Here is a 19,050-nt window from a genome sequence, read left to right as displayed (position 1 = left end):
CTATAATTAATTTACTAGTTCGAGGAGAAAACATGAGGGTAGAATATATTAATCCGTTTGTGGAGTCTGCTTATAATGTGTTATCAGAAGTTATCGGACCTGATATACAAAGAGGTGATTTATACCTTAAATCCACTACTCAACCTGTAATGGGTGTAGCTGCTCTAGTTGGGCTTGCTGGTGACGTAGAAGGGAGAGTTCTTTTTGATATGTCTATGAAGACAGCAATTAGCGTAGCATCAAAAATGAACGGAGAAGAATTGGCTTCACTTGATGAGTTAGGAAAGGCAACTATAACTGAGTTAGCCAATATGATTACTGCTCAAGCAGTGACGAAGTTACATGAATTAGGTTTTCAGTTTGATTTAACTCCACCAGCTATTATAACAGGGGAAAATATGGAGGTTTCAGACGCGGATGTTGAAGCTTTGATAGTACCCATGGAATTAAGTAGCGGCAAAATTGAGATTAATGTGGCTATAAGAGAAAGGGCATAGGGGGCTTATTTGATGAAGACCAAAATGGACTTTCCAAACATCAATGAAAGACAACCAGAGGGAATTTCAGATGAGGGTAAATCATTCCGTGTTTTAATTGTGGATGATTCTATGTTTGTAACCAAGCAGATAGGCCAAATACTTACTTCAGAAGGGTTTGAAATAGTTGCAACTGCTAGTGATGGTCAAGAAGGACTTGAAACATACAAAGAGTTGTATCCCGATATAGATCTAGTTACAATGGATATTACAATGCCTAGAATGGATGGGGTTACAGCACTTGAAAAAATTATAGAATTTGATAAAAACGCAAAGGTTATAATGATATCTGCTTTGGGAAAGCAAGATTTAGTTAAGAAATCACTTCTCATCGGAGCAAAGAATTATATAGTAAAACCGCTAGATAGAAAGAAGGTATTAGAACGAGTAATAGGAACATTAAAAACTGATTAATGGCCTATTGACCTTAACCAAATACATATGATATCTTGCGTGAGCGAGGGCAGATAGCTCAGTTGGTTAGAGTACTTGTATGACACGCAAGGGGTCGGCGGTTCGAATCCGCCTCCGCCCAAAGCCATGGGGGTGTGGCGAAGTTGGTTATCGCACCGGCCTGTCAAGCCGGGGATCGCGGGTTCAAGTCCCGTCACTCCCGTATAAAAGCTTTCCCAAAAGGAAAGCTTTTTTTGTATCCTTTGTAGGACTATAAGCCGATATTATAGGTAATATGAGACAATATTTATTTGTATTTTTTTTACTAGCAACAATTAATAGCTATTCGTTACCTCAAGAATATTCAGTAAAAAAAGGTGATACGTTATATTCAATAGCGAAAGAATTTGATATTAATGTTGAGCAACTGCGATTTATGAATAATCTGAAGTCTAATGTATTAGTTGTTGGACAGTCTTTGTTGATTCCTGATACCTACATAGTTAAAAAGGGTGATACTTTATACAGCATTTCAAGAAAACTAAACATATCAATAACTGAATTATATAAAACTAATCCTCATATTCAGAATACAATTATCAAACCCGGCCAAACCATTTTGATTAGTAGTTCACCGAATAAAGCTACTGTCACACAGAAAGATATTGTAATTTCCAATAATACTTTGCCATATAACGGTCCCATTTCTTTGAATAGTAGTTCTAGAGATGGTTGGATTGTTAGTTTAAATAATACAAAAGAAGTTTATTCATCTATAACAGGAAAAGTTGTTTGGGTTGGTGAGTATAGGGGGTTTGATAAAGTATGTATAATTGAAGGCAATAATGGTTACGTAATAACTTATGCTGGGCTTGAAACAATTAGAGTTAGTTTGGGTACTAGGATAAAAGCAGGAGAAAATATAGGCCAAATACCATCAAATAAAGATAAATTGTATTTTTTTAGTTTCAAAGATGGAAAGCCCATAGATCCTAGTCATATTTTTTAATGTTTATTCATGTCTGACTTGACCGCTGACATTTTACTACTTAAGCTGTTTAAGTGGGGAAGTATTTATGAAAGAACAAATTGTGGATGAAAAAGTGGATCAATATAAAGTTAGTCAGATTATCGCAGATGAAAGTAATCAAATTTATGGAACCGAAACGGATCCTTTAGCCTTATACTTAAAGCAAATATCGAGATATCCTCTTTTGTCTGTTAAAGATGAACAAGAAATTGGTCAAAACATAATGACCCTTAGAAATGAAATTAATGAATACCGTGAGTCAGGAAAAAACTATGAGGATAAAGTACATTTTAGTGAATTAGAAGAGGCAATAAAGGAAGAAAAAAATAAGATGATTAACTCAAATTTACGTCTTGTTGTTTCTATTGCTAAAAAGTATCAACATCGCGGATTAGGACTGTTAGATTTAATAGATGAGGGAAATATTGGATTGATAGAAGCAGTTGATCGTTTTGATTATACAAAGGGTTGTCGTTTCTCTACATATGGTACTTGGTGGATTAGACAGGCTATAATTAAGTCCTTGGCTGATAAGGGACGTGTCATCCGTATTCCAATACATATGCTTAACACAATAAAAAAGTGCTATTATGTGACTAAACATCTTACCCAAGAATTAGGTCGCGACCCAAACACAGAAGAATTAGCTGAGTATATGAACTTACCTGAGGATAAGGTAAAAGAAATTATTAAGCTTTCACAAGAAACTGCCAGTCTAGATACGACAGTGGATGATGATAATGTTACTAGACTATCTGATCTCATCAAAGATGATAACTCACAGGAACCATTTGAAACTGTTTTTACCATGGCTTTACAGGATACCTTAGACAATGTTCTAGACCAATTATCTGATAGAGAAAAGCGTATAATCCAGTTAAGATTTGGTATTGGTGGTGAAGGTCCTTTAACATTAGAAGAAACTGGAAAAATGTTAGGGATAACAAGGGAACGAGTTCGACAAATCCAGGAAAAAGCCATTAGTAAGTTAAGAAACTTTAAAGCAATAAGAGATCTAAAGGATTATGTCTAGGCTTATATTGCTCTATAGCTTTATATAGGATTGTGTTTAGTTGTTCATGTAACAATCATTACCTTGTCAAAAGAAAGATCTGAATTTGTAATACTTATAAGTCTATTGTGAGCTATGCCATTGACACAAGTTAATCTTTTTGTGCATAGAGATTATATAAATTGAAGCTATAGAATCTTAACATAAACTGGTGCTCACAATCTCCCTTTAAGGGTCCTATCTTCTTTTGCTTTTTAATTGCAATATTTCTTGGAAAATATCTCTTATATAACTTTCATCTAGATATCCTTTCTGATAATCCTCTTCAAGTTCTACTTGAAACTTGTCAACCATATCATATAAGTCAATTTCCAAACGTCCTTTTGATATGTATTCAACAAGTAGATAGGGATCAGATGTAATGTATTCCTTTATTTTGGTCATCATGTTATGTGAAAGGTACCACCTTATATCATCTATCGTTATTTCAAATTCTTCTATCAATTCACGAATCATTATTATACCTTGCATGAAATTTTGTTTAGCATTATAGTTTGGTTTCTTAACTTATTAAAGAGGGTGTAATATGACTCAGATTATTAAATATGATTCACTAATAAATCCAGACAAAATATTTGTCTGCTTTGACACTGAAACAACAGGTCTCAATCCTCTCTATGATAGAATTATTGAGATTGCTGCTGTTAAAATAAAAAATGGCAAAGTCATTGGTGAGTTTGAAGAACTAGTAAATCCTAATATGCCTATACCGGAAGAATCTACTAAGGTTCATGGAATAACAGATAATGATGTTGTTGGTAAAGAGAGCATTGAAAAGGTTCTACCAAGATTTTTATCTTTTATTGAAAATACAATATTAATTGCTCATAACGCTCAATTTGATATTGATTTTGTCAATAATAGTGCAAAAAAAAGTAATATATCGTTAATGAATAATGATTATATTGACACGCTACCCATGTCTAGAAAAGCTTTTCCAGGGCGAAAGAGTTATTCTCTTCAAAATATGGCAAAAGATTTCAATATAAAAGTTACTGCTGCACATAGAGCTTTAGATGATACAAGAGTTTGTTACCGCTTATTTGAATTGTGCCATGATAAACTAAATCCAGCAAAACAAGCTTCTTTATTTTAACCGGCTTAATCGCCGGCTTTTTTATTTCTGTAGGAGGTTAAAGCTTCTTGAATAATTAACTTTTCCGTTTCATTTTTTACCCCTAAAAGTAAGGGAATTTCACCAATATTTAAAATATTTTCGATGTCCTTAAAATTTAATATGGTTTCATCTTTACTATTTATTAATCCTGAATTAGTTATAATAAATGATTGATCATTATGAGATGACTCAATTGGTTTTTTTACCCAATCCATAAACTTTCTTAATGACATTATCTGAATATTCTCTAAAACTTCTTCAACGGAAAATCGCTGTAAAGCTTCATCCAAAAATCGGAGTTTATTGAAATTTCCAACTGGGTTAAAATTTATAGATTGTAGTTCTTTTCTATATTGAAAATAAGCGCGACCTATTTTCCTATAGGAGCTTAATGTTTGCTTAGGTAGATTAAGATTATTACTCTTATTGAAATATTCACTCGAGCTTTTGTATCCTTTTTGTTCATATAGTTTTTCTCTTTCGATTCTATCTAAAGCAACGGCGATAGCTAAATTGACTGTATCAATACCTCTGACAGAAGTATTAATACCATTCTCTATGTTTTCTAATGAAGGAGAAAAAACAAAATCTACATTTAATTGAATAGGATAGGCTTTCGATTGTATAGGATTCATTGTGCTATAATATCAAAACAAAAGATAATATAAAAGCTATTATCAATTATTAACATAGCGTCTGATCGGAATCGAACCGACATCATCAGCTTGGAAGGCTGAGGTAATAGCCATTATACGACAGACGCAAAAAATAAAATAAAAAGAGCGTCTGATCGGAATCGAACCGACATCATCAGCTTGGAAGGCTGAGGTAATAGCCATTATACGACAGACGCAAAAAAATAAAATAAAAAGAGCGTCTGATCGGAATCGAACCGACATCATCAGCTTGGAAGGCTGAGGTAATAGCCATTATACGACAGACGCACATCTCAATGACAGGAGGAAATATATCAAAAGGCTTTTATTTGGTCAATAACTAAATTGATTACTTATATCTCAAGGTTTAATTGTTGCCAACATTAAGAAAATAAGATAAAAATACCATATATTCAAAGATACGGAGTTACGGTATGGGAATCAGGGGAGAGGTGTTTTCAACAAAAACCTCGACGGGGAAGAGAACGTATTTCTTCAACATAAAAGAAAATCGACACGGTGATCTTTTTTTAAACATGGTAGAAAGTAAAAAACACGGTGATGAAAGTTTTGAAAGACATTCTATAATTGTATTTAAAGAAGATCTAACAGCATTTATGGATGGTTTTCAAAAAGCTATCTCATATATGGAAAAAGAGGAAGATTAATACATAAATAGATCTATAAAAATCTGGAGAGTTATTTGTTTTTAAAGCACGTTGAATTATTCGGTTTCAAATCATTTGCTGACAGGACAAAAATCGATTTTGCAGATGGTATTTCTGCATTATTAGGTCCTAATGGTTGTGGAAAAAGTAATGTAGTAGATTCTATAAAATGGGTTTTGGGTGAGCAATCATACAAAACCCTGCGTGCTTCAAAAATGGAAGACGTCATTTTTAATGGTACTCAAGATCGAAAAGCTCTTAATATAGCAGAAGTTACACTTACTATTTCTAATGATGAAGGCATATTAGACCTTGATATGCCTGAAGTTGCTATAAAGCGAAGACTTTATAGGAGTGGTGAAAGTGAATACTTTATTAACAATACCCCTGTCAAGCTCAAAGAACTAAGAGAGCTCTTTTTTGATACAGGGGTGGGTAAATCTGCTTATTCCATAATGGAGCAAGGAAAAATAGATCAGATATTAAGTAATAAACCAGAGGAACGAAGATATATTTTTGAAGAAGCAGCTGGTATTACAAAATATAAAATAAAAGGATCTGAAGCTGAAAGAAAGCTTCAACGTACCAATGATAATATTAAGCAGGTTGAATCTATAATATCGGAGGTTAAAAGGTCTCATGATAATTTAAAGATTCAGTCAGATAAGACTATTGAGTACCGAAAAGCGAAAGATAATATATTTTATCTAGAGTTGGACATACAATTACTTAGGCTACAAAAATTTTTGGAAGAGAAAAATAGCAAAGAGCTACAGCTTGAAAAAATATCAAAATTAAGAACTGATCTTAAAGATAAGATTATGAAATTAAGTGAGAATTTACAAAGTAATCAAGGATTAGTTAGTAAATTAGAAAATGACCTCATACAAAGCCAAAAAGAGTTATATGGTATAGATCTCGAAAAAAATAACATAGAAGCTCAAAAGAAGTACTTACAGGAAGAGCAGACGGATTTATTAAGGCGTTTGAGGCAACAAGATCTAAAAATCCAAGAGTATAATGATAAGTATTTAGAAATAAACAATGAGATCACAGCCAAAAATGAACAAGAGAAGTCTTATAAGGCAAGAATAGACGAAATACAAAAAAACATTCTATCATATCAGGAAAGTATTAATCAAAGTCTGCAATCAATCGAATTAAATAAAAATAAAATAAACGATGGTGAGAAATCTATTGTTAAGTTTGAAGATGATTTAGTTGAAAATGAAAATCGTCTTAGAACAATTACTGATAACATTGTGGCTAAATTAGAAGATGAACTCAACCAATCAGGTTATACTAGGGATTTGAAGCAAAACAAGCAAGAAGATGTTATAAAATCCATACAATCTTTGAGATTGAAATTAAAGTCAAGTATCGAAAAATTTTGGGATCAAGTTCGATTTAATAATATAAGTAATCAAAATGTTGAAGAGTTTGTTGGTACACTAAGAGAGCAAATTAATTTATTTGATCAAATTTATGATTCCTTTAATGCATATATTGCGATAGAACCATCATTGATTGATGATTTTTTATCACCTGAAAGTATATTTCATAGAAAAAAAGATTTAGATAATCTTATTTTTCAGATAAAAGACACAATTAATCAATTAAGAACTAATAATAAAAGCTTGGCAGAGCAAAATGTTATTCTATCAGAGCGCATTCTTAAAAATAGAAGTACTTTGGAAGAACTTAAGGTTAATCAAGCAAAAATTATAACCCAATCAAATTCATTAAAAGAAATAAGAGTAAATCTCGAACGTGATAGTGAGGAAACTTTAGAAGCACTAAATGAATCAAAAAAAATTAAAGGCACGGAACAGACAAAATATGAGTCTATAAACAATAAAATTGAAGAGCTTAATAAAAAACAACAAAAGGCATATGAGGATGAAAAAAAACTAAAGGATTTATTATTAACGCTTGAAAAGAAAATATCTCAACAAAATAGTGAATTGGAAGGCCGAGAGAAAGAATTAAATGATTGCAACATTGAATTAGCAAAGAATCAATCAAAATACGATCAAATATCAATGAGTCTAACACAAAATGCAACTGAAATTCGGAATTTAAATGATAATTTTAGAGAGCGATATTCCAGGGATTTGGATGACTTTACTTCTCGTCTTATAAATGAAATAAAAGATATGCCTAATCAACTCAAAGAACGGCTGGCAAATGAAAAAAATCATTTAAAAAGTTTAGGTCAGGTTAATTTGATGGCACCTGAAGAGTTTATAGAAGTTAAAGAACGGTATGATTTTCTAAATAGTCAAATTAATGATCTTATCAATGCTCAAGAAGATTTGAAGAGAATTACTTCAGAAATTCATAAAGAGTCTACACAAATGTTTCTCAGAACATATAAGGAAATAAAAAAGAACTTTCATCATATGTTTAGACAACTATTTGGCGGAGGCAGGGGAGAGTTAAAGCTAACTGATGAAGATAATCCTTTAGAGTCAGGCATTGAGATGTATTGTCAACCTCCTGGTAAAAAGTTAGAAAGTATAGATTTATTATCAGGTGGAGAAAGGTCCTTAACCGCTGTCGGATTACTTTTTGCTACCTACCTGGTAAAACCTAGTCCTTTTTGTATCTTAGATGAGATTGATGCAGCTCTTGATGAATCGAATGTTGGACGGTTCGTTAATATGTTAATGGAGTTCGGACAAACTAGCCAGTTTATTGTAATAACACATAATAAAAAGACTGTAGCTGGTGCAAAAACCCTATTAGGTGTTACAATGGAAGAGTCTGGTGTGTCAAAAACCATTGCAATAAGAATAGAAGGTGCTGAGGTCAGTTAGTGTTTAATATATCTAATGTCTTTAAATCTAAAGCTTTCAGGATATATGTTATTGTGGTTTTATCTGTTTCTGTAATTGCTTCAGTAATTACAGCATTTGTTATTATTATTGGTAGAGAAGAACAATCTAAGAATACAATAGTACAAAAGGACTTTAATAATCCTTTTTCTGCTGAGGAACAAGTTGTTCCTCGGGCTATAGTTTTATCGGATCTATATTTACCAAAACAAGAATCACAATTCTCATTAAGAAATCTTAAAGAATTCAGAGAACCTCATTTGCCATGGTCTAAGATAGAAACAGATCTGTATTGGATTGATCCAAGAGATGTGGGAAAAGATTATCTAGAAAAGGATTTTGATGAACAATGGCAAAACTACTTAAATGCTATTCCTTGATTTATTTAGCATTGTTGATGAGTGCATGTACCTCAGTTCCTATTGTTAGTGATACTATAATGTATGAAAGTATTGAATTAGGCACAATTAAGCTTACCCCTTGTCCTGTTCCACCTGTTGAAATTAGTGAAAATATTTATCCTGCTTCTTTTCCTTGGAATATCTTTGATCCCATTCTAATTCCATTTGAAGAAAATAATGTAATTGCTTTAAAAGATGAAAAGCATTTAAAGCAACAGCCTATGTTAACGAAAGTTCCCTATATAGCTGAATCTCCCGATAGTGGGGGCAACTCAAAGGTTTTGAAAACAGTAACTACTCAAATTACAGATCCTGTATCAATTACTTTAGAGGGGGAGGCTTGGACAATTTCAGATTTAGATGGGGATAATGACGGATTGGTCTATGATAATACCAGGATACAGAATGGTAAAACAAGTTTTAACTTCTTACCTAAAAAGGTCGGACAATACAAATTAAGCTTTCAGCAACAAGATTTGTCTACAGGAACCATAACTGTTAAAGACTTTGAAATAATCGTGATAAGATCTACGGATAATTCCAATGACCGTTTTAATAATGATACTACAAAAGTGAAAACATCAGTACTTCTATTCAGTAGTACTGATGAAAAGAACTTAATAAATATCAGTGATCAGTATCCAATAGTTGTAAATATCTCAATAATTGGAATGGAGAAAGATAGCACCGTGTATTATTATGCTAAATATCTTGAAGAAAATGATAAACTAAGAAATATATATTTATCTTATGCCTTATATGGTCATCTCGTTAAAACTTTTCCTCAGTCACAATACTATTTTCAATCAAAGGAAAGAGTTAACTATCTAGAGCAACATTATTTCATGATTAGATAGTGTTGACACTATGGTGTTAAAAAGTCTATAAAGTCACTAAAACTTTTTGGGATTCAGGGGATAATGTTAGAACGCTTAACTGATAAATTTAATAGTCTAGTTCGAGATCTTAGTGGTAAGTCTAGTATTACTGAGAAAAACATTGAAGATGCCGTAGAGGAAATTAAAATAGCTTTATTAGAAGCTGATGTTAATCTTCGGGTTGTTAGACGCTTTGTTAATAGAACTATAGAAGAAGCTAAAGGTGAAGCTGTTCTTAAGTCAGTTAATCCTGGACAACAATTTATTAAAATTATTCATGACAAAATAGTGTCTTTTCTTGGAGACTCTAAACAGGATCTTGAACTTAAAGGTCCAGATACACTTTCTGTTGTCTTGTTTTTGGGTTTACAAGGTGCTGGTAAAACTACAGCGACTGTTAAACTAGCTAAACGTCTAAAGACTGATAAAAATAGAAAGGTCCTAATTATAGCAGGTGACCTAGTAAGACCAGCAGCAGTTGAACAACTTAAAACATTAGCTTTTTCAGTTGGAATAGATGTTTATAGTGAAAATGGTAGTACTGTTAAAAAAGTCGTGACTAATGGTTTAAAGTTTGCCAAAAAAGAACTATATAATACTGTGATTATTGATACATCAGGTCGACAACAAATTGATTCATCCATGATGAGAGAACTGAGTGAAATAAAGAAGATCTCTAATCCTGATGAGTCTTTATTTGTCGCTGATGCAATGACTGGTCAGAGTGCTGTAGAAATTGCTAAGACCTTTAATGAAGAGATCGGTATAACTGGTATTATTCTTAGCAAATTTGACTCTGATGCACGTGGTGGTGCTGCTTTATCTTTGAAAACAATCACTAAGCGACCAATAAAATTTGTTGGTACTGGTGAAAAAATAGATGATTTAGAACCTTTCTACCCAGATAGGATCGCATCGCGAATACTGGGGATGGGAGACATAGTTTCTTTAGTTGAAAAAGCGAAGGAGTCCGCTACGGCGGAAGAAGCGGCCTCTCTGCAAAAAAAGATTGAAAAGGCTACCTTTACCCTCGAAGATTATCTTGATCAATTTAAAAGAATCAAGAAAATGGGTAGCTTGAAGTCAGTTATGCAAATGCTACCAGGTATGTCAAATGTAGACATAGAAGGTCAAATCGATGAAAAAGAAATGAAGAAAGAAGAGGCCATAATTCTTTCAATGACTAAATCAGAACGAAACAATCATAAAATTCTGGGACCTTCAAGGAAAAAACGTATTGCTAAAGGTAGTGGTACTAATGTTTTTGAAGTGAATAAATTGCTTAAGAAGTTTGAAAAAACCAGAAACATGATGAAGAAGATGGCAAAAAACAAAAAAATGCAAAACCAAATGATGTCTCAATTTGGTGGATATTAGTCGAAGTAATTCTGTAGGAGGAAGCTGTGGTTAAAATTCGATTGAAGAGATTCGGGGCAATAAGAAGACCCTATTATAGAATTGTAGTAACTGATTCTCGTAATCCTCGTGATGGTAAGACTATTGAAGAAGTAGGATTGTATCATCCAATTGAAAAGGAAAATCAATTAGTCATTAAGGAAGATCGTGTTAAGGAATGGCTTAGTAAAGGAGCTCAACCCACTAAGACTGTTAAAAGACTTCTTAATAAAGAAAACATAACCGTTAAATAGGGGCTCTTATGGAGAAGGATCTTGTAGAGTTTATCGCTAAATCGTTAGTTGATGAGCCTAGTGGTGTTAACATAAATGTCATTCAAGGGGAGAAATCAACTATTCTAGAACTCAAGGTCTCTCCTGAAGATATCGGTAAGGTGATAGGTAAACACGGTAGGATTGCGAAGGCTGTTCGTACAATTCTTAGTGCTGCTGCTACTAAAACCGGCAAAAGGATAGTCTTAGAGATTTTAGATTGATGGAAAAACTAGCGATTGGAGTAATCCGTACTTCTCATGGAATTAAAGGTTTCATGAAGGTACGGAGTTTTTCAGGAGAAACTGAACATTTTAATTCTATTGACACTTGTGAAATAAGAAACAAGTGGGAAACTAAGTTCATGGAAATTGAAACTTCAAAAAGTAACGGTAATGATATATTAATCAAGTTCGTTGGAGTTGATAGTCCAGAAGAAGCAAGAAAGTACTCTAATTGGGAAATATGGGTTGATAGGGAATATGCTGTACCTTTAGATGATGATGAATTTTATCTCTCTGATGTTATTGGATTTAGTATCATCTGTAATGACAGGATGATAGGTAAAGCTAAAGCATTCATTGAAGGGGGATCTTCAGATTTACTTGAAGTTGAAATGAATGAGATTGAAAATGAGTCTAAAATAATTCCTTTTTGTTCACCATTTATAGGTAAAATCGATTTCACTAAAAGAACGGTAGAAATACTGATTGATTGGGTATTGGATTGAAAATAACAGTACTGTGTTTATTTCCTGAGATTATTGAATCATTTTTTAGCAATTCTATTATGAAAAAGGCTGTTGAAAGAGAACTTATTTCCTATGAAATCGTTAATATTCGAGATTTTGCTTTGGATAAACATAAAACCTGTGATGATACACCATTTGGGGGAGGTGCTGGTATGGTTTTAAAACCAGAACCTATTGCCAGAGCAATTGAGTCTGTTTATTGTGATAACAGTCGAATTATATATGCATCTCCATCTGGGAAACAATTTAACCAACAAATGTCATATGATCTTTCGAAGGAAGAACATATAGTCATGATTTGTGGAAGATATGAAGGAATCGATCAGAGAATCATCGATAAGTATGTAGACGATGAGATATCCATTGGGGATTATGTTATATCTTCAGGTGAAATCAGTTCGCTGGTGATAATTGATTCTTTCTACCGGCTAATTGATGGTGTGATATCACAAGAGTCTCTAGTTGATGAAAGTTTTACGGATAACTTGTTAGAATATCCACATTATACAAGACCGCAGAATTTTGTTGGAATGGCTGTCCCTGATATTTTGGTAAGTGGAAATCATGCCAAAATTAATGAGTGGAGATACAAAAAACGTCTACAAAAGACTTGGCAAAACCGTCCAGAACTTTTAAAATCACTGGACGTTTCTAAAGAAGATCTATTAAAGATGATAGATGATACGGGAGGAACTGATGAGTAATATCATTAAATCTATTGAAGCTAAGCAGTTAACAGATAAAGGTGATAATTTTAGAATTGGTGATACTGTAAAGGTTCACTTTAAAATTAAAGAAGGAAATACTGAGCGTATTCAGATTTTTGAAGGTTTAGTTATAGCCAAGAAAAACGCTGGGATTCGAAAGACCTTTACTGTAAGAAAAATAAGCTATGGTGTAGGTGTTGAACGGGTATTCCCATTGCACTCACCCAAAGTTGAGCTTATCGAAGTATCTAGATATGGTAAGGTTAGACGTTCAAAACTTTACTATATTAGGGATAGAGTAGGTAAAGCTGCTAAGGTAAAGGAATTGATTAGGAAAAAAGAGCGTAACACTTCAGTTAATGCTTAATGAAATCGATTTCTTATAGAAAAATTGAATCCAAAGGAACCAGCTATGATAGAGAATCTATCAAGTCTGGTTCTTTTTTTTCGTTTAAGGTGATTAAAAAATTAGAAAAAAATGCATATATCATTATGATTAATAGTAGACAACTGCAATTAAAATCAAAAGTAACATTAAATATTAATCAATTCTATAGGGCTGAGTTTAGGTCTGTTAATGCAAATATCGGAGATAAAGTTGTTCATGTAATTGACTCTTCAATTCTGTTTGATGATAAAAATATTAAATCTAAGATATCTTTTGGACTAAAACCAGTAATAGCAAAAGATGAGTTTTTAATTTATGGTTATAAATTATTTGATCAAGCAACAGTAAGAACAATTCAACTCTTATTACCTTTTTTGGGAAGGTCCATTTCTCGAAGTCTTTACAATAAGAGTTTTCGTAAAGTAAAATTAATTAAAATTAAAAATGGGCATTACTGGATGATTAGAAAAATAGAGTTTGAAGTAGATTCACTAGCTATAAATGGTTGTATAAAAAGTCTATTAGATACAGAAACTGGAAAAATATCCTACAGTATTTTTAGCTTCATTGATGTGAGACTTGATTTCTATGTTAATAATAAGATAGTAAAATTATATTCAGATCTTATTATAAAAAAGGAATTTCTTGACAATATTAATACACAACTAGCACTAATAGGATATAGTTTCTATCACTATTCGAGGATGAATTGGAATGGATACTATGATTTAAGTCAGATTAATTTTCATTCAATTAATACATTAATATGATTAAAAGCAAAGCTGTTGCCATAAAATATAATAGTTCTTGGCCTTCTCCTATGATTATTGCAAAAGGAGAGAATAATGTTGCAAAAAAAATTACGGAAATTGGTAGCAAGAATAGTATTACTATTTTACAAGATGGAGATACTTTAGAAAAAATCTATTTATTACCTATAGGTGAATATGTTTCGCAAGAGTATTTTGGTGTTTTTGCAGAAGTGCTTTCTTTTGTATATAGTATAAAAAAAAGTTCGGAGTAAGCCTATTATGTTTGATGGTACTGTTATCGATGCATTAAGTCTATATAGAGATATAATCGATAAAAAAAATGTAGAGAACGACAGAATAGTAAATTTTGTTTCCACAAGTATAAATAAAATTAAGTCTGATACCAATACATGGTTAGATAATGTCTTGAATTATAAAGTTAGTATGCATGTTGGTAATACGTCATTAATTAACTCTTTCATACTTTCTATTGCATTAGGTATAAAAATAAATCTTAGCTATGAAAATCTAATAAAACTAGGAATTAGTAGCTTTCTACATGATTCCGGTATGGAACGCCTACCTGATGTACTATCAATTAAAAATGATTCAACCTTGGGAGAAGCCACTAAGAAACAAATTGTCAATCATCCTATTATTTCTTTTAAAATAATAAAGAATGAATTACGATTGGCTACTGATGTTGCAGGTGCTGTATTATCTCATCATGAACAATGGGATGGGTCTGGCTATCCCCATCATCTATCTGGGAATAACATAAATATATATAGTAGAATTATATCGATAACAGATTCTTTTGATTCCATGATATCATACAGATCATACAAAAGTAAGATAATTGGGTATAAAGCAATCAAACAACTTTTAGAAAATAGCTCTACGCAGTTTGATCCATCATTAATTTCTGAATTTATACATATGCTGGGAGTTTTTCCCATTGGTAGCTATGTTGCCATGAAAGATAACAGGATAGGTAAAGTAATTGACATAAACTCAGAGAATTTATTACGACCTAAAGTATTAGTCAGTAACATAAATGGCCTTGATGAAATAATTGATTTAAGTATTGACAAAGACAATTATATTTTAAAAGCTATTACTGGTGAGGAGTGATTAAAATAAGTGGTCATAGGACAATGGGGTGAGGAAATAGCTTCAAAGTGGTTAGTGTCCAAGGGCTGTAAAATAATTAAAAGAAACTTTAGGTCTCCTTATGGAGAGGTCGATATTATAGTAAGTGATGGAGATGAAATTGTTTTTGTTGAGGTAAAAACATGGAATACTTTAACTGAGTATGATCTTGAGTTTTCCATTTCAAAAACTAAACGTGATAGAATAATAAAAACAGCGAAGTTTTTCTTGGTTAAATATAATCAAGAGCCTTGGGTGAGGTTTGATGTTATTTTTATCAATGGAGATACCATTAAACACTATAAAAATGCATTTTCGGAGTTCTGAGAAATGGTTAGAATCGCAAAAAATACTGATCCTGCTAAGTTGGCTGAGCTAAAGAAGAAGATTCATGAATCAGGTTATCTCGATGAAGCTATACAACGCATAGCCCAAACCCTTACCAAAACAATCTTGTATTATAAAGAGGAAAAGTGACTGTGAAAGATAAGTCTAATAACACGAATAGAAATAGAAAGAAAGCTCCAGGAAAGAAAAAAAAGGGAATTCAAAATAGTAATTTAAATATTGAGTCTGTTAATTGTTATGTTTGTGGCAAACCAATTAAAGAGATTATCTCTGCTATTGCCTACGGACCTAATGGTGAGGCTACTCACTTTGATTGTGTATTGAAAAGATTACGAGAAGAAAAAGATATTAAGGAAGATCAAAAAGTTCAATATATTGGTAATGGTATGTTTGCTATAACAGAAAGAAAGAAAAGTACTCCTGAAAATCCTTTAGAATTTAATATTCTTGAAAAGATAGTTGTTGAAAATAAAGAAATTAAACCAGAATGGCGAATAGATATTCGTGATAATACAGTAGGGTAAAAAAAAAGAGGCATCAGCCTCTTTTTATTGCATTTTTCGTAATTTATCTAATAGTGCCACAGCTTTTGATTTAACGTCTTTAACATAATTTCCTTGAGCAATTAATATAATAGACTCATATACATTTGAATCTGTAATTCCGCCTTGCTGTTCGGCTATTTTTTCGTATGCTAATAGGGTAGCAAAAGCAAGGTTGTTATCAGGTTCGGTATTATTTTGTTTTCTTAAGGCCTCTGCGATAACATCAAAGGCTATTCCCTTTTCATCTACACCAATTTTACCAATTGCATATACAGCTTCAGAAATTACAGTTGGCTCATCATCATTACGAATCATTTGAATCAAATTACTTCTAGCTGCTTCTCCACCAATATCTCCAAGTAGTTTTGCAGATTCTTTTCTGACCATAGGGTAATTATTACTTAAGCGTCCTTGTAATCTCACTTCTTTTGTTGTCCCTTCTGATCCAAGTTCTCTTAACACATCAATAACATCAAGACTATTCCCTGATACGTCCCCTCGGTCGACCATCTCGCGTATGTTGTTCAGTGCCAACATTTTCATTTCTCTTGAATCCTGATTAGCTTGTGTTGCGATAACCTGTACTTCGATGGTTGACTGTAAATATAAATCTTCAATTGTTTGTTGATTATTAGTATCTTGAGCGTACATTGTTCCATTAATTATGGTTATACATAAAAAAAATTGAAAAATGAAAACTTTTCTCATGACTTCTCCTTGTAATATAAATAGTAAAGACTAATTACCTAATTTTCCATGTCCCATTGATTTCTTCTAAGCTATATAAAATAACAGCTGAATTATCGATGTACATTATGGCTTTTACACTATCCTTGTCCACAAAAAGTATCTTATCAAGCCTAACATTGCTTCTGGAAGGCATTACCACCCACTTAAAATAGTCCTCTAAATCTTTGAGTACTATATTATATTTTTTAAGTATCGGTTGATCAGAGTATTCTTGCAAGGTTTCTGGGTTGCTTTTCTCCTTGATAAAATCATTTGTTAAGTTTTTTTTCCATTCTGAAAAATTACCATTTTCTATGATTGTATTCAAATTGGTAATCAGTTCAGAAATTTCGTTAAACGTATCTTCATATACTTGATCTGACACCTGAAATTCAGGGTTCTCATCTGCTTGTGATGAATTGTTCATACTGGAATTTTCAGATGTACCGTCATTATATCCCTGTTCATTCTTTATATCAGGAACATTATCTGAAATTTGAGATAAATCATAATTGTTATCTGACGAAGAACAGTTGTTCAGGATAAGAACAGTTAATACAATACTTATTTTTATAAAAGTTTTCATAATCAAAGTTTATCCAGTAGTCATATTTTTGTCAAAAGCTATTTCTTGACCTTAACCAGTATATATATTATCGTCTTTACTATTATGATAAAAGCAGTTCTACCAGGATCTTTTGATCCTCCAACAAATGGACATATAAATATTATCGAAAGAGCCGCAGCTATATTTGATACTGTGGACGTTGTGATATCAGTGAATACAAATAAAAAGTACTTGTTTTCTGCAGAAGAACGGTTTGAAATGTTAGATGAGCTTACAAAAGTCTACCATAATGTTTCTGTCCATCTCTGGAATAAACTTATAGTGGACTATGCAAAAAATGTGGGTGCAACGGTCTTGGTTCGTGGTGTAAGAGCTTTCACAGATTTTGGATATGAGTTTGAATTATCTATGTTGAACAAAGACTTGGATCCTGACATTGAAACTATTTTTTTACCAACAGATCCCAAATATTTTGTATTACGAAGTAGTGCAATAAAAGAATTAACCATTTTAAATTCTGATATATCAAAAATGGTTCCATCCTTGGTAGAAGTTGCATTAAGAGATAAACTATTAGGATCTTGACAATTTACAAGGTATGCTGTAAATTGCGTTGACAATATGGATTAAGGGGTTAGGATAAGATGGCAGTACCTAAGTATAAGACATCGAAAGCACGAACACGGAGAAGACGTTCAATAAATATGGCAAAGACCGCCCCCAATTTGGTTAACTGTTCAAACTGTGGAAACAAAATTCTTCTCCATAGGGTGTGTCCCAAATGTGGATTTTACAGAGGCAAACAAATTTTAGAGCCTGAAGATATGGCTTAAGAAATTTAATTTAGGAGTTAGAGACTTATGGACGAACTTTTTGATAAAGTAAAAAAACTCATAGCAGAAAAGCTTGAGATTGAAGAATCCAAAATAGAATTAGATTCTAAATTTAGAGAAGATCTTGGTGCAGATAGTTTAGACACATATGAATTAGTTTATGCTATTGAAGAAGAAATGGGTATATCCATTCCTGATGAAAAGGCTAACGAATTTGAAAAAGTTCGTGATGCTGTTGAATACATTCAATCTCAGCAGTAGAAATCAGTACTGTAAAAGTGAATATTTTCGGAAATCATTCTTTAAATGCAGCTTTAGTGACACTCGATAGAAAAAAAGAATTGAGTCTTTTCGAGAAACACGCTGAGATTAGGTTCAGGAGATTAGAACTCCTGAACCTTGCTTTTTCACATCGTTCTTATGCAAATGAAAATCCATCAAAGACTGATAATAATGAAAAATTAGAATTTCTTGGTGACTCTGTTCTTGGATTAGTAGTCGCTGATTATCTTTTCCAGATATTACCGGATAAGGCAGAAGGGGATTTAGCCCGCATAAAATCTTTTGTCGTGTCAGAAGACAGTTTGGCTATAATCGCTAAACAATTAAAAGTTGATAATTATATACTGATAGGAAAAGGTGAAGAATACTCAGGCGGCAGAAATAAAAAAGCAATTTTGGCCGATGCTATGGAGGCCATTTTTGGTGCTTACTATTTGGATTCTGGTCTTAAATCATGTCGGAAATTCATTCTAAAGCATCTTATCCCGGAAATTACTAAGGTTCTAGAAAATAAACATAAAAAAGACTATAAAACCCTGTTACAAGAGTTTGCACAGAAGAAGTTCAAATCATATCCTAGGTATGCATTAGTAAAGAAAACAGGTCCCGATCACAATAAGACATTTTGGATTCAGGTTTCTGTAGGTGGAGAGATTTTTGGTCCTGGTACTGGAAAGAATAAAAAAGAGGCAGAACAAAATGCTGCTGGCATGGCATATAAAAGTTTTTTTAAACAGTAA

General features: G+C 32.5%; 29 protein-coding genes and 5 tRNA genes. 27 read left to right on the top strand and 7 right to left on the bottom strand.

All coding sequences use genetic code 11. The annotated features are described in order from the left end of the window. The first annotated feature begins 32 nt into the window (after positions 1-32). The 6 genes from K345_RS0107365 to K345_RS0107340 all read left to right on the top strand — a co-directional run bounded on the left by K345_RS0107365 (position 33) and on the right by K345_RS0107340 (position 2,992). Entirely contained in the window at positions 33-497 is a 465-nt protein-coding gene (locus tag K345_RS0107365) for a chemotaxis protein CheX (protein WP_028973608.1), read from the top strand. 12 nt (positions 498-509) lie between these two features. Further along, positions 510-950: a response regulator gene (locus tag K345_RS0107360; protein ID WP_028973607.1), complete on the top strand. Its 441-nt coding sequence runs from the start codon at positions 510-512 to the stop codon at positions 948-950. 47 nt (positions 951-997) lie between these two features. Then, a tRNA-Val gene (locus tag K345_RS0107355) sits at positions 998-1,071 on the top strand. Positions 1,072-1,078: 7 nt separating this feature from the next. Beyond that, positions 1,079-1,152, top strand: a tRNA-Asp gene (locus K345_RS0107350). 72 nt (positions 1,153-1,224) lie between these two features. Beyond that, positions 1,225-1,938 (top strand): M23 family metallopeptidase, encoded by a 714-nt coding sequence (locus tag K345_RS20170; protein ID WP_037571576.1) that lies wholly within the window; start codon positions 1,225-1,227, stop codon positions 1,936-1,938. A gap of 67 nt (positions 1,939-2,005) precedes the next feature. Further along, positions 2,006-2,992 (top strand): sigma-70 family RNA polymerase sigma factor, encoded by a 987-nt coding sequence (locus K345_RS0107340; protein WP_083963682.1) that lies wholly within the window; start codon positions 2,006-2,008, stop codon positions 2,990-2,992. A 216-nt stretch (positions 2,993-3,208) separates the two neighbouring features. On the opposite strand, the gene K345_RS0107335 is transcribed toward K345_RS0107340, so the two are convergent. Then, complete coding sequence (locus tag K345_RS0107335; protein WP_028973605.1) at positions 3,209-3,487, bottom strand: hypothetical protein; 279 nt, start codon at positions 3,485-3,487, stop codon at positions 3,209-3,211. 70 nt (positions 3,488-3,557) lie between these two features. On the opposite strand from K345_RS0107335, the gene K345_RS20165 reads away from it, so the two are divergent. Then, entirely contained in the window at positions 3,558-4,127 is a 570-nt protein-coding gene (locus K345_RS20165) for a 3'-5' exonuclease (RefSeq protein ID WP_053228133.1), read from the top strand. A 5-nt stretch (positions 4,128-4,132) separates the two neighbouring features. Here K345_RS20165 and K345_RS0107325 read toward each other — a convergent pair whose 3' ends face one another. The 4 genes from K345_RS0107325 to K345_RS0107310 all read right to left on the bottom strand — a co-directional run bounded on the left by K345_RS0107325 (position 4,133) and on the right by K345_RS0107310 (position 5,092). Beyond that, entirely contained in the window at positions 4,133-4,783 is a 651-nt protein-coding gene (locus K345_RS0107325; protein ID WP_028973604.1) for a hypothetical protein, read from the bottom strand. 56 nt (positions 4,784-4,839) lie between these two features. Further along, a tRNA-Gly gene (locus K345_RS0107320) sits at positions 4,840-4,911 on the bottom strand. A gap of 18 nt (positions 4,912-4,929) precedes the next feature. Continuing rightward, a tRNA-Gly gene (locus K345_RS0107315) sits at positions 4,930-5,001 on the bottom strand. 19 nt (positions 5,002-5,020) lie between these two features. After that, positions 5,021-5,092 (bottom strand) — tRNA-Gly (locus K345_RS0107310). A gap of 146 nt (positions 5,093-5,238) precedes the next feature. On the opposite strand from K345_RS0107310, the gene K345_RS0107305 reads away from it, so the two are divergent. The 16 genes from K345_RS0107305 (at position 5,239) to K345_RS20150 (ending at position 15,877) form a co-directional block, all read left to right on the top strand. Next, positions 5,239-5,472: a DUF3276 family protein gene (locus K345_RS0107305; RefSeq protein WP_028973603.1), complete on the top strand. Its 234-nt coding sequence runs from the start codon at positions 5,239-5,241 to the stop codon at positions 5,470-5,472. Positions 5,473-5,507: 35 nt separating this feature from the next. Beyond that, positions 5,508-8,291, top strand: coding sequence for a chromosome segregation SMC family protein (locus K345_RS20160; protein WP_053228132.1), 2,784 nt, complete (start codon positions 5,508-5,510; stop codon positions 8,289-8,291). A gap of 53 nt (positions 8,292-8,344) precedes the next feature. Continuing rightward, complete coding sequence (locus K345_RS0107295; RefSeq protein WP_156888339.1) at positions 8,345-8,689, top strand: hypothetical protein; 345 nt, start codon at positions 8,345-8,347, stop codon at positions 8,687-8,689. Positions 8,690-8,706: 17 nt separating this feature from the next. After that, a complete protein-coding gene (locus tag K345_RS0107290; protein WP_156888338.1) occupies positions 8,707-9,567 on the top strand; it encodes a hypothetical protein in 861 nt (286 codons plus the stop codon). Positions 9,568-9,630: 63 nt separating this feature from the next. Continuing rightward, the gene (gene ffh / locus K345_RS0107285; RefSeq protein WP_028973600.1) at positions 9,631-10,965 is read left to right on the top strand and encodes a signal recognition particle protein; all 1,335 of its coding nucleotides are present in this window, start codon (positions 9,631-9,633) and stop codon (positions 10,963-10,965) included. A 26-nt stretch (positions 10,966-10,991) separates the two neighbouring features. Beyond that, a complete protein-coding gene (gene rpsP, locus K345_RS0107280) occupies positions 10,992-11,237 on the top strand; it encodes a 30S ribosomal protein S16 (protein ID WP_028973599.1) in 246 nt (81 codons plus the stop codon). An 8-nt stretch (positions 11,238-11,245) separates the two neighbouring features. Then, entirely contained in the window at positions 11,246-11,479 is a 234-nt protein-coding gene (locus K345_RS0107275; RefSeq protein WP_028973598.1) for a KH domain-containing protein, read from the top strand. Beyond that, positions 11,479-11,985, top strand: coding sequence for a ribosome maturation factor RimM (gene rimM / locus K345_RS0107270; protein ID WP_028973597.1), 507 nt, complete (start codon positions 11,479-11,481; stop codon positions 11,983-11,985). The genes K345_RS0107275 and rimM overlap by 1 nt, the downstream gene beginning before the upstream one ends. Further along, a complete protein-coding gene (trmD, locus tag K345_RS20155; protein ID WP_037571573.1) occupies positions 11,982-12,710 on the top strand; it encodes a tRNA (guanosine(37)-N1)-methyltransferase TrmD in 729 nt (242 codons plus the stop codon). The genes rimM and trmD overlap by 4 nt, the downstream gene beginning before the upstream one ends. Further along, complete coding sequence (gene rplS, locus K345_RS0107260; RefSeq protein WP_028973596.1) at positions 12,703-13,080, top strand: 50S ribosomal protein L19; 378 nt, start codon at positions 12,703-12,705, stop codon at positions 13,078-13,080. The genes trmD and rplS overlap by 8 nt, the downstream gene beginning before the upstream one ends. Then, on the top strand, positions 13,080-13,871 hold the full coding sequence (locus K345_RS0107255) for a hypothetical protein (RefSeq protein WP_028973595.1): 792 nt from the start codon (positions 13,080-13,082) through the stop codon (positions 13,869-13,871). The genes rplS and K345_RS0107255 overlap by 1 nt, the downstream gene beginning before the upstream one ends. Beyond that, complete coding sequence (locus K345_RS0107250) at positions 13,868-14,125, top strand: EscU/YscU/HrcU family type III secretion system export apparatus switch protein (protein ID WP_028973594.1); 258 nt, start codon at positions 13,868-13,870, stop codon at positions 14,123-14,125. The genes K345_RS0107255 and K345_RS0107250 overlap by 4 nt, the downstream gene beginning before the upstream one ends. A gap of 7 nt (positions 14,126-14,132) precedes the next feature. Beyond that, entirely contained in the window at positions 14,133-14,987 is an 855-nt protein-coding gene (locus tag K345_RS0107245) for an HD-GYP domain-containing protein (RefSeq protein ID WP_028973593.1), read from the top strand. Positions 14,988-14,996: 9 nt separating this feature from the next. Continuing rightward, on the top strand, positions 14,997-15,332 hold the full coding sequence (locus tag K345_RS0107240; protein ID WP_028973592.1) for a YraN family protein: 336 nt from the start codon (positions 14,997-14,999) through the stop codon (positions 15,330-15,332). 3 nt (positions 15,333-15,335) lie between these two features. Beyond that, on the top strand, positions 15,336-15,482 hold the full coding sequence (locus K345_RS23110; protein ID WP_156888337.1) for a hypothetical protein: 147 nt from the start codon (positions 15,336-15,338) through the stop codon (positions 15,480-15,482). 2 nt (positions 15,483-15,484) lie between these two features. Then, the gene (locus tag K345_RS20150) at positions 15,485-15,877 is read left to right on the top strand and encodes a hypothetical protein (protein ID WP_053228131.1); all 393 of its coding nucleotides are present in this window, start codon (positions 15,485-15,487) and stop codon (positions 15,875-15,877) included. A 24-nt stretch (positions 15,878-15,901) separates the two neighbouring features. On the opposite strand, the gene K345_RS0107225 is transcribed toward K345_RS20150, so the two are convergent. Together K345_RS0107225 and K345_RS20145 are read right to left on the bottom strand one after the other, a co-directional pair. Beyond that, on the bottom strand, positions 15,902-16,606 hold the full coding sequence (locus K345_RS0107225) for a HEAT repeat domain-containing protein (protein WP_028973591.1): 705 nt from the start codon (positions 16,604-16,606) through the stop codon (positions 15,902-15,904). Positions 16,607-16,640: 34 nt separating this feature from the next. Next, positions 16,641-17,213 carry a hypothetical protein gene (locus tag K345_RS20145; protein ID WP_053228130.1) on the bottom strand — a complete coding sequence of 191 codons (573 nt, stop codon included), beginning with the start codon at positions 17,211-17,213 and terminating at the stop codon, positions 16,641-16,643. 84 nt (positions 17,214-17,297) lie between these two features. On the opposite strand from K345_RS20145, the gene coaD reads away from it, so the two are divergent. The 4 genes from coaD to rnc are packed head-to-tail and all read left to right on the top strand — an operon-like array spanning position 17,298 to position 19,050. Further along, positions 17,298-17,780, top strand: a complete 483-nt coding sequence (gene coaD, locus K345_RS0107215) for a pantetheine-phosphate adenylyltransferase (RefSeq protein ID WP_028973590.1) — start codon at positions 17,298-17,300, stop codon at positions 17,778-17,780. Between the two features lie 59 nt (positions 17,781-17,839). Next, positions 17,840-18,028, top strand: a complete 189-nt coding sequence (rpmF, locus tag K345_RS22870) for a 50S ribosomal protein L32 (RefSeq protein ID WP_083963680.1) — start codon at positions 17,840-17,842, stop codon at positions 18,026-18,028. Between the two features lie 27 nt (positions 18,029-18,055). Further along, the gene (gene acpP / locus K345_RS0107205) at positions 18,056-18,289 is read left to right on the top strand and encodes an acyl carrier protein (RefSeq protein WP_028973589.1); all 234 of its coding nucleotides are present in this window, start codon (positions 18,056-18,058) and stop codon (positions 18,287-18,289) included. A gap of 17 nt (positions 18,290-18,306) precedes the next feature. After that, positions 18,307-19,050, top strand: coding sequence for a ribonuclease III (rnc, locus tag K345_RS0107200; RefSeq protein ID WP_245584608.1), 744 nt, complete (start codon positions 18,307-18,309; stop codon positions 19,048-19,050).

The sequence above is a fragment of the Spirochaeta cellobiosiphila DSM 17781 genome (assembly GCF_000426705.1).
Classification (GTDB): Bacteria; Spirochaetota; Spirochaetia; order DSM-17781; family DSM-17781; genus Spirochaeta_E; species Spirochaeta_E cellobiosiphila.
The sequence above is the reverse complement of the archived record's forward strand: the minus strand, read 5'-3'. Positions and strand labels throughout refer to the sequence as shown.

Excerpts from the sequence above, each read along its gene's own strand:
- K345_RS0107365 (WP_028973608.1), top strand. The coding sequence starts at position 33 with ATGAGGGTAGAATATATTAATCCGTTTGTGGAGTCTGCTTATAATGTG.
- K345_RS0107360 (WP_028973607.1), top strand. The coding sequence starts at position 510 with ATGAAGACCAAAATGGACTTTCCAAACATCAATGAAAGACAACCAGAG.
- K345_RS20170 (WP_037571576.1), top strand. The coding sequence starts at position 1,225 with ATGAGACAATATTTATTTGTATTTTTTTTACTAGCAACAATTAATAGC.
- K345_RS0107340 (WP_083963682.1), top strand. The coding sequence starts at position 2,006 with ATGAAAGAACAAATTGTGGATGAAAAAGTGGATCAATATAAAGTTAGT.
- K345_RS0107335 (WP_028973605.1), bottom strand. The coding sequence starts at position 3,487 with ATGATTCGTGAATTGATAGAAGAATTTGAAATAACGATAGATGATATA.
- K345_RS20165 (WP_053228133.1), top strand. The coding sequence starts at position 3,558 with ATGACTCAGATTATTAAATATGATTCACTAATAAATCCAGACAAAATA.
- K345_RS0107325 (WP_028973604.1), bottom strand. The coding sequence starts at position 4,783 with ATGAATCCTATACAATCGAAAGCCTATCCTATTCAATTAAATGTAGAT.
- K345_RS0107305 (WP_028973603.1), top strand. The coding sequence starts at position 5,239 with ATGGGAATCAGGGGAGAGGTGTTTTCAACAAAAACCTCGACGGGGAAG.
- K345_RS0107290 (WP_156888338.1), top strand. The coding sequence starts at position 8,707 with ATGAGTGCATGTACCTCAGTTCCTATTGTTAGTGATACTATAATGTAT.
- ffh (WP_028973600.1), top strand. The coding sequence starts at position 9,631 with ATGTTAGAACGCTTAACTGATAAATTTAATAGTCTAGTTCGAGATCTT.
- K345_RS0107275 (WP_028973598.1), top strand. The coding sequence starts at position 11,246 with ATGGAGAAGGATCTTGTAGAGTTTATCGCTAAATCGTTAGTTGATGAG.
- rimM (WP_028973597.1), top strand. The coding sequence starts at position 11,479 with ATGGAAAAACTAGCGATTGGAGTAATCCGTACTTCTCATGGAATTAAA.
- rplS (WP_028973596.1), top strand. The coding sequence starts at position 12,703 with ATGAGTAATATCATTAAATCTATTGAAGCTAAGCAGTTAACAGATAAA.
- K345_RS0107255 (WP_028973595.1), top strand. The coding sequence starts at position 13,080 with ATGAAATCGATTTCTTATAGAAAAATTGAATCCAAAGGAACCAGCTAT.
- K345_RS0107250 (WP_028973594.1), top strand. The coding sequence starts at position 13,868 with ATGATTAAAAGCAAAGCTGTTGCCATAAAATATAATAGTTCTTGGCCT.
- K345_RS0107245 (WP_028973593.1), top strand. The coding sequence starts at position 14,133 with ATGTTTGATGGTACTGTTATCGATGCATTAAGTCTATATAGAGATATA.
- K345_RS23110 (WP_156888337.1), top strand. The coding sequence starts at position 15,336 with ATGGTTAGAATCGCAAAAAATACTGATCCTGCTAAGTTGGCTGAGCTA.
- K345_RS0107225 (WP_028973591.1), bottom strand. The coding sequence starts at position 16,606 with ATGAGAAAAGTTTTCATTTTTCAATTTTTTTTATGTATAACCATAATT.
- K345_RS20145 (WP_053228130.1), bottom strand. The coding sequence starts at position 17,213 with ATGAAAACTTTTATAAAAATAAGTATTGTATTAACTGTTCTTATCCTG.
- coaD (WP_028973590.1), top strand. The coding sequence starts at position 17,298 with ATGATAAAAGCAGTTCTACCAGGATCTTTTGATCCTCCAACAAATGGA.
- rpmF (WP_083963680.1), top strand. The coding sequence starts at position 17,840 with ATGGCAGTACCTAAGTATAAGACATCGAAAGCACGAACACGGAGAAGA.
- acpP (WP_028973589.1), top strand. The coding sequence starts at position 18,056 with ATGGACGAACTTTTTGATAAAGTAAAAAAACTCATAGCAGAAAAGCTT.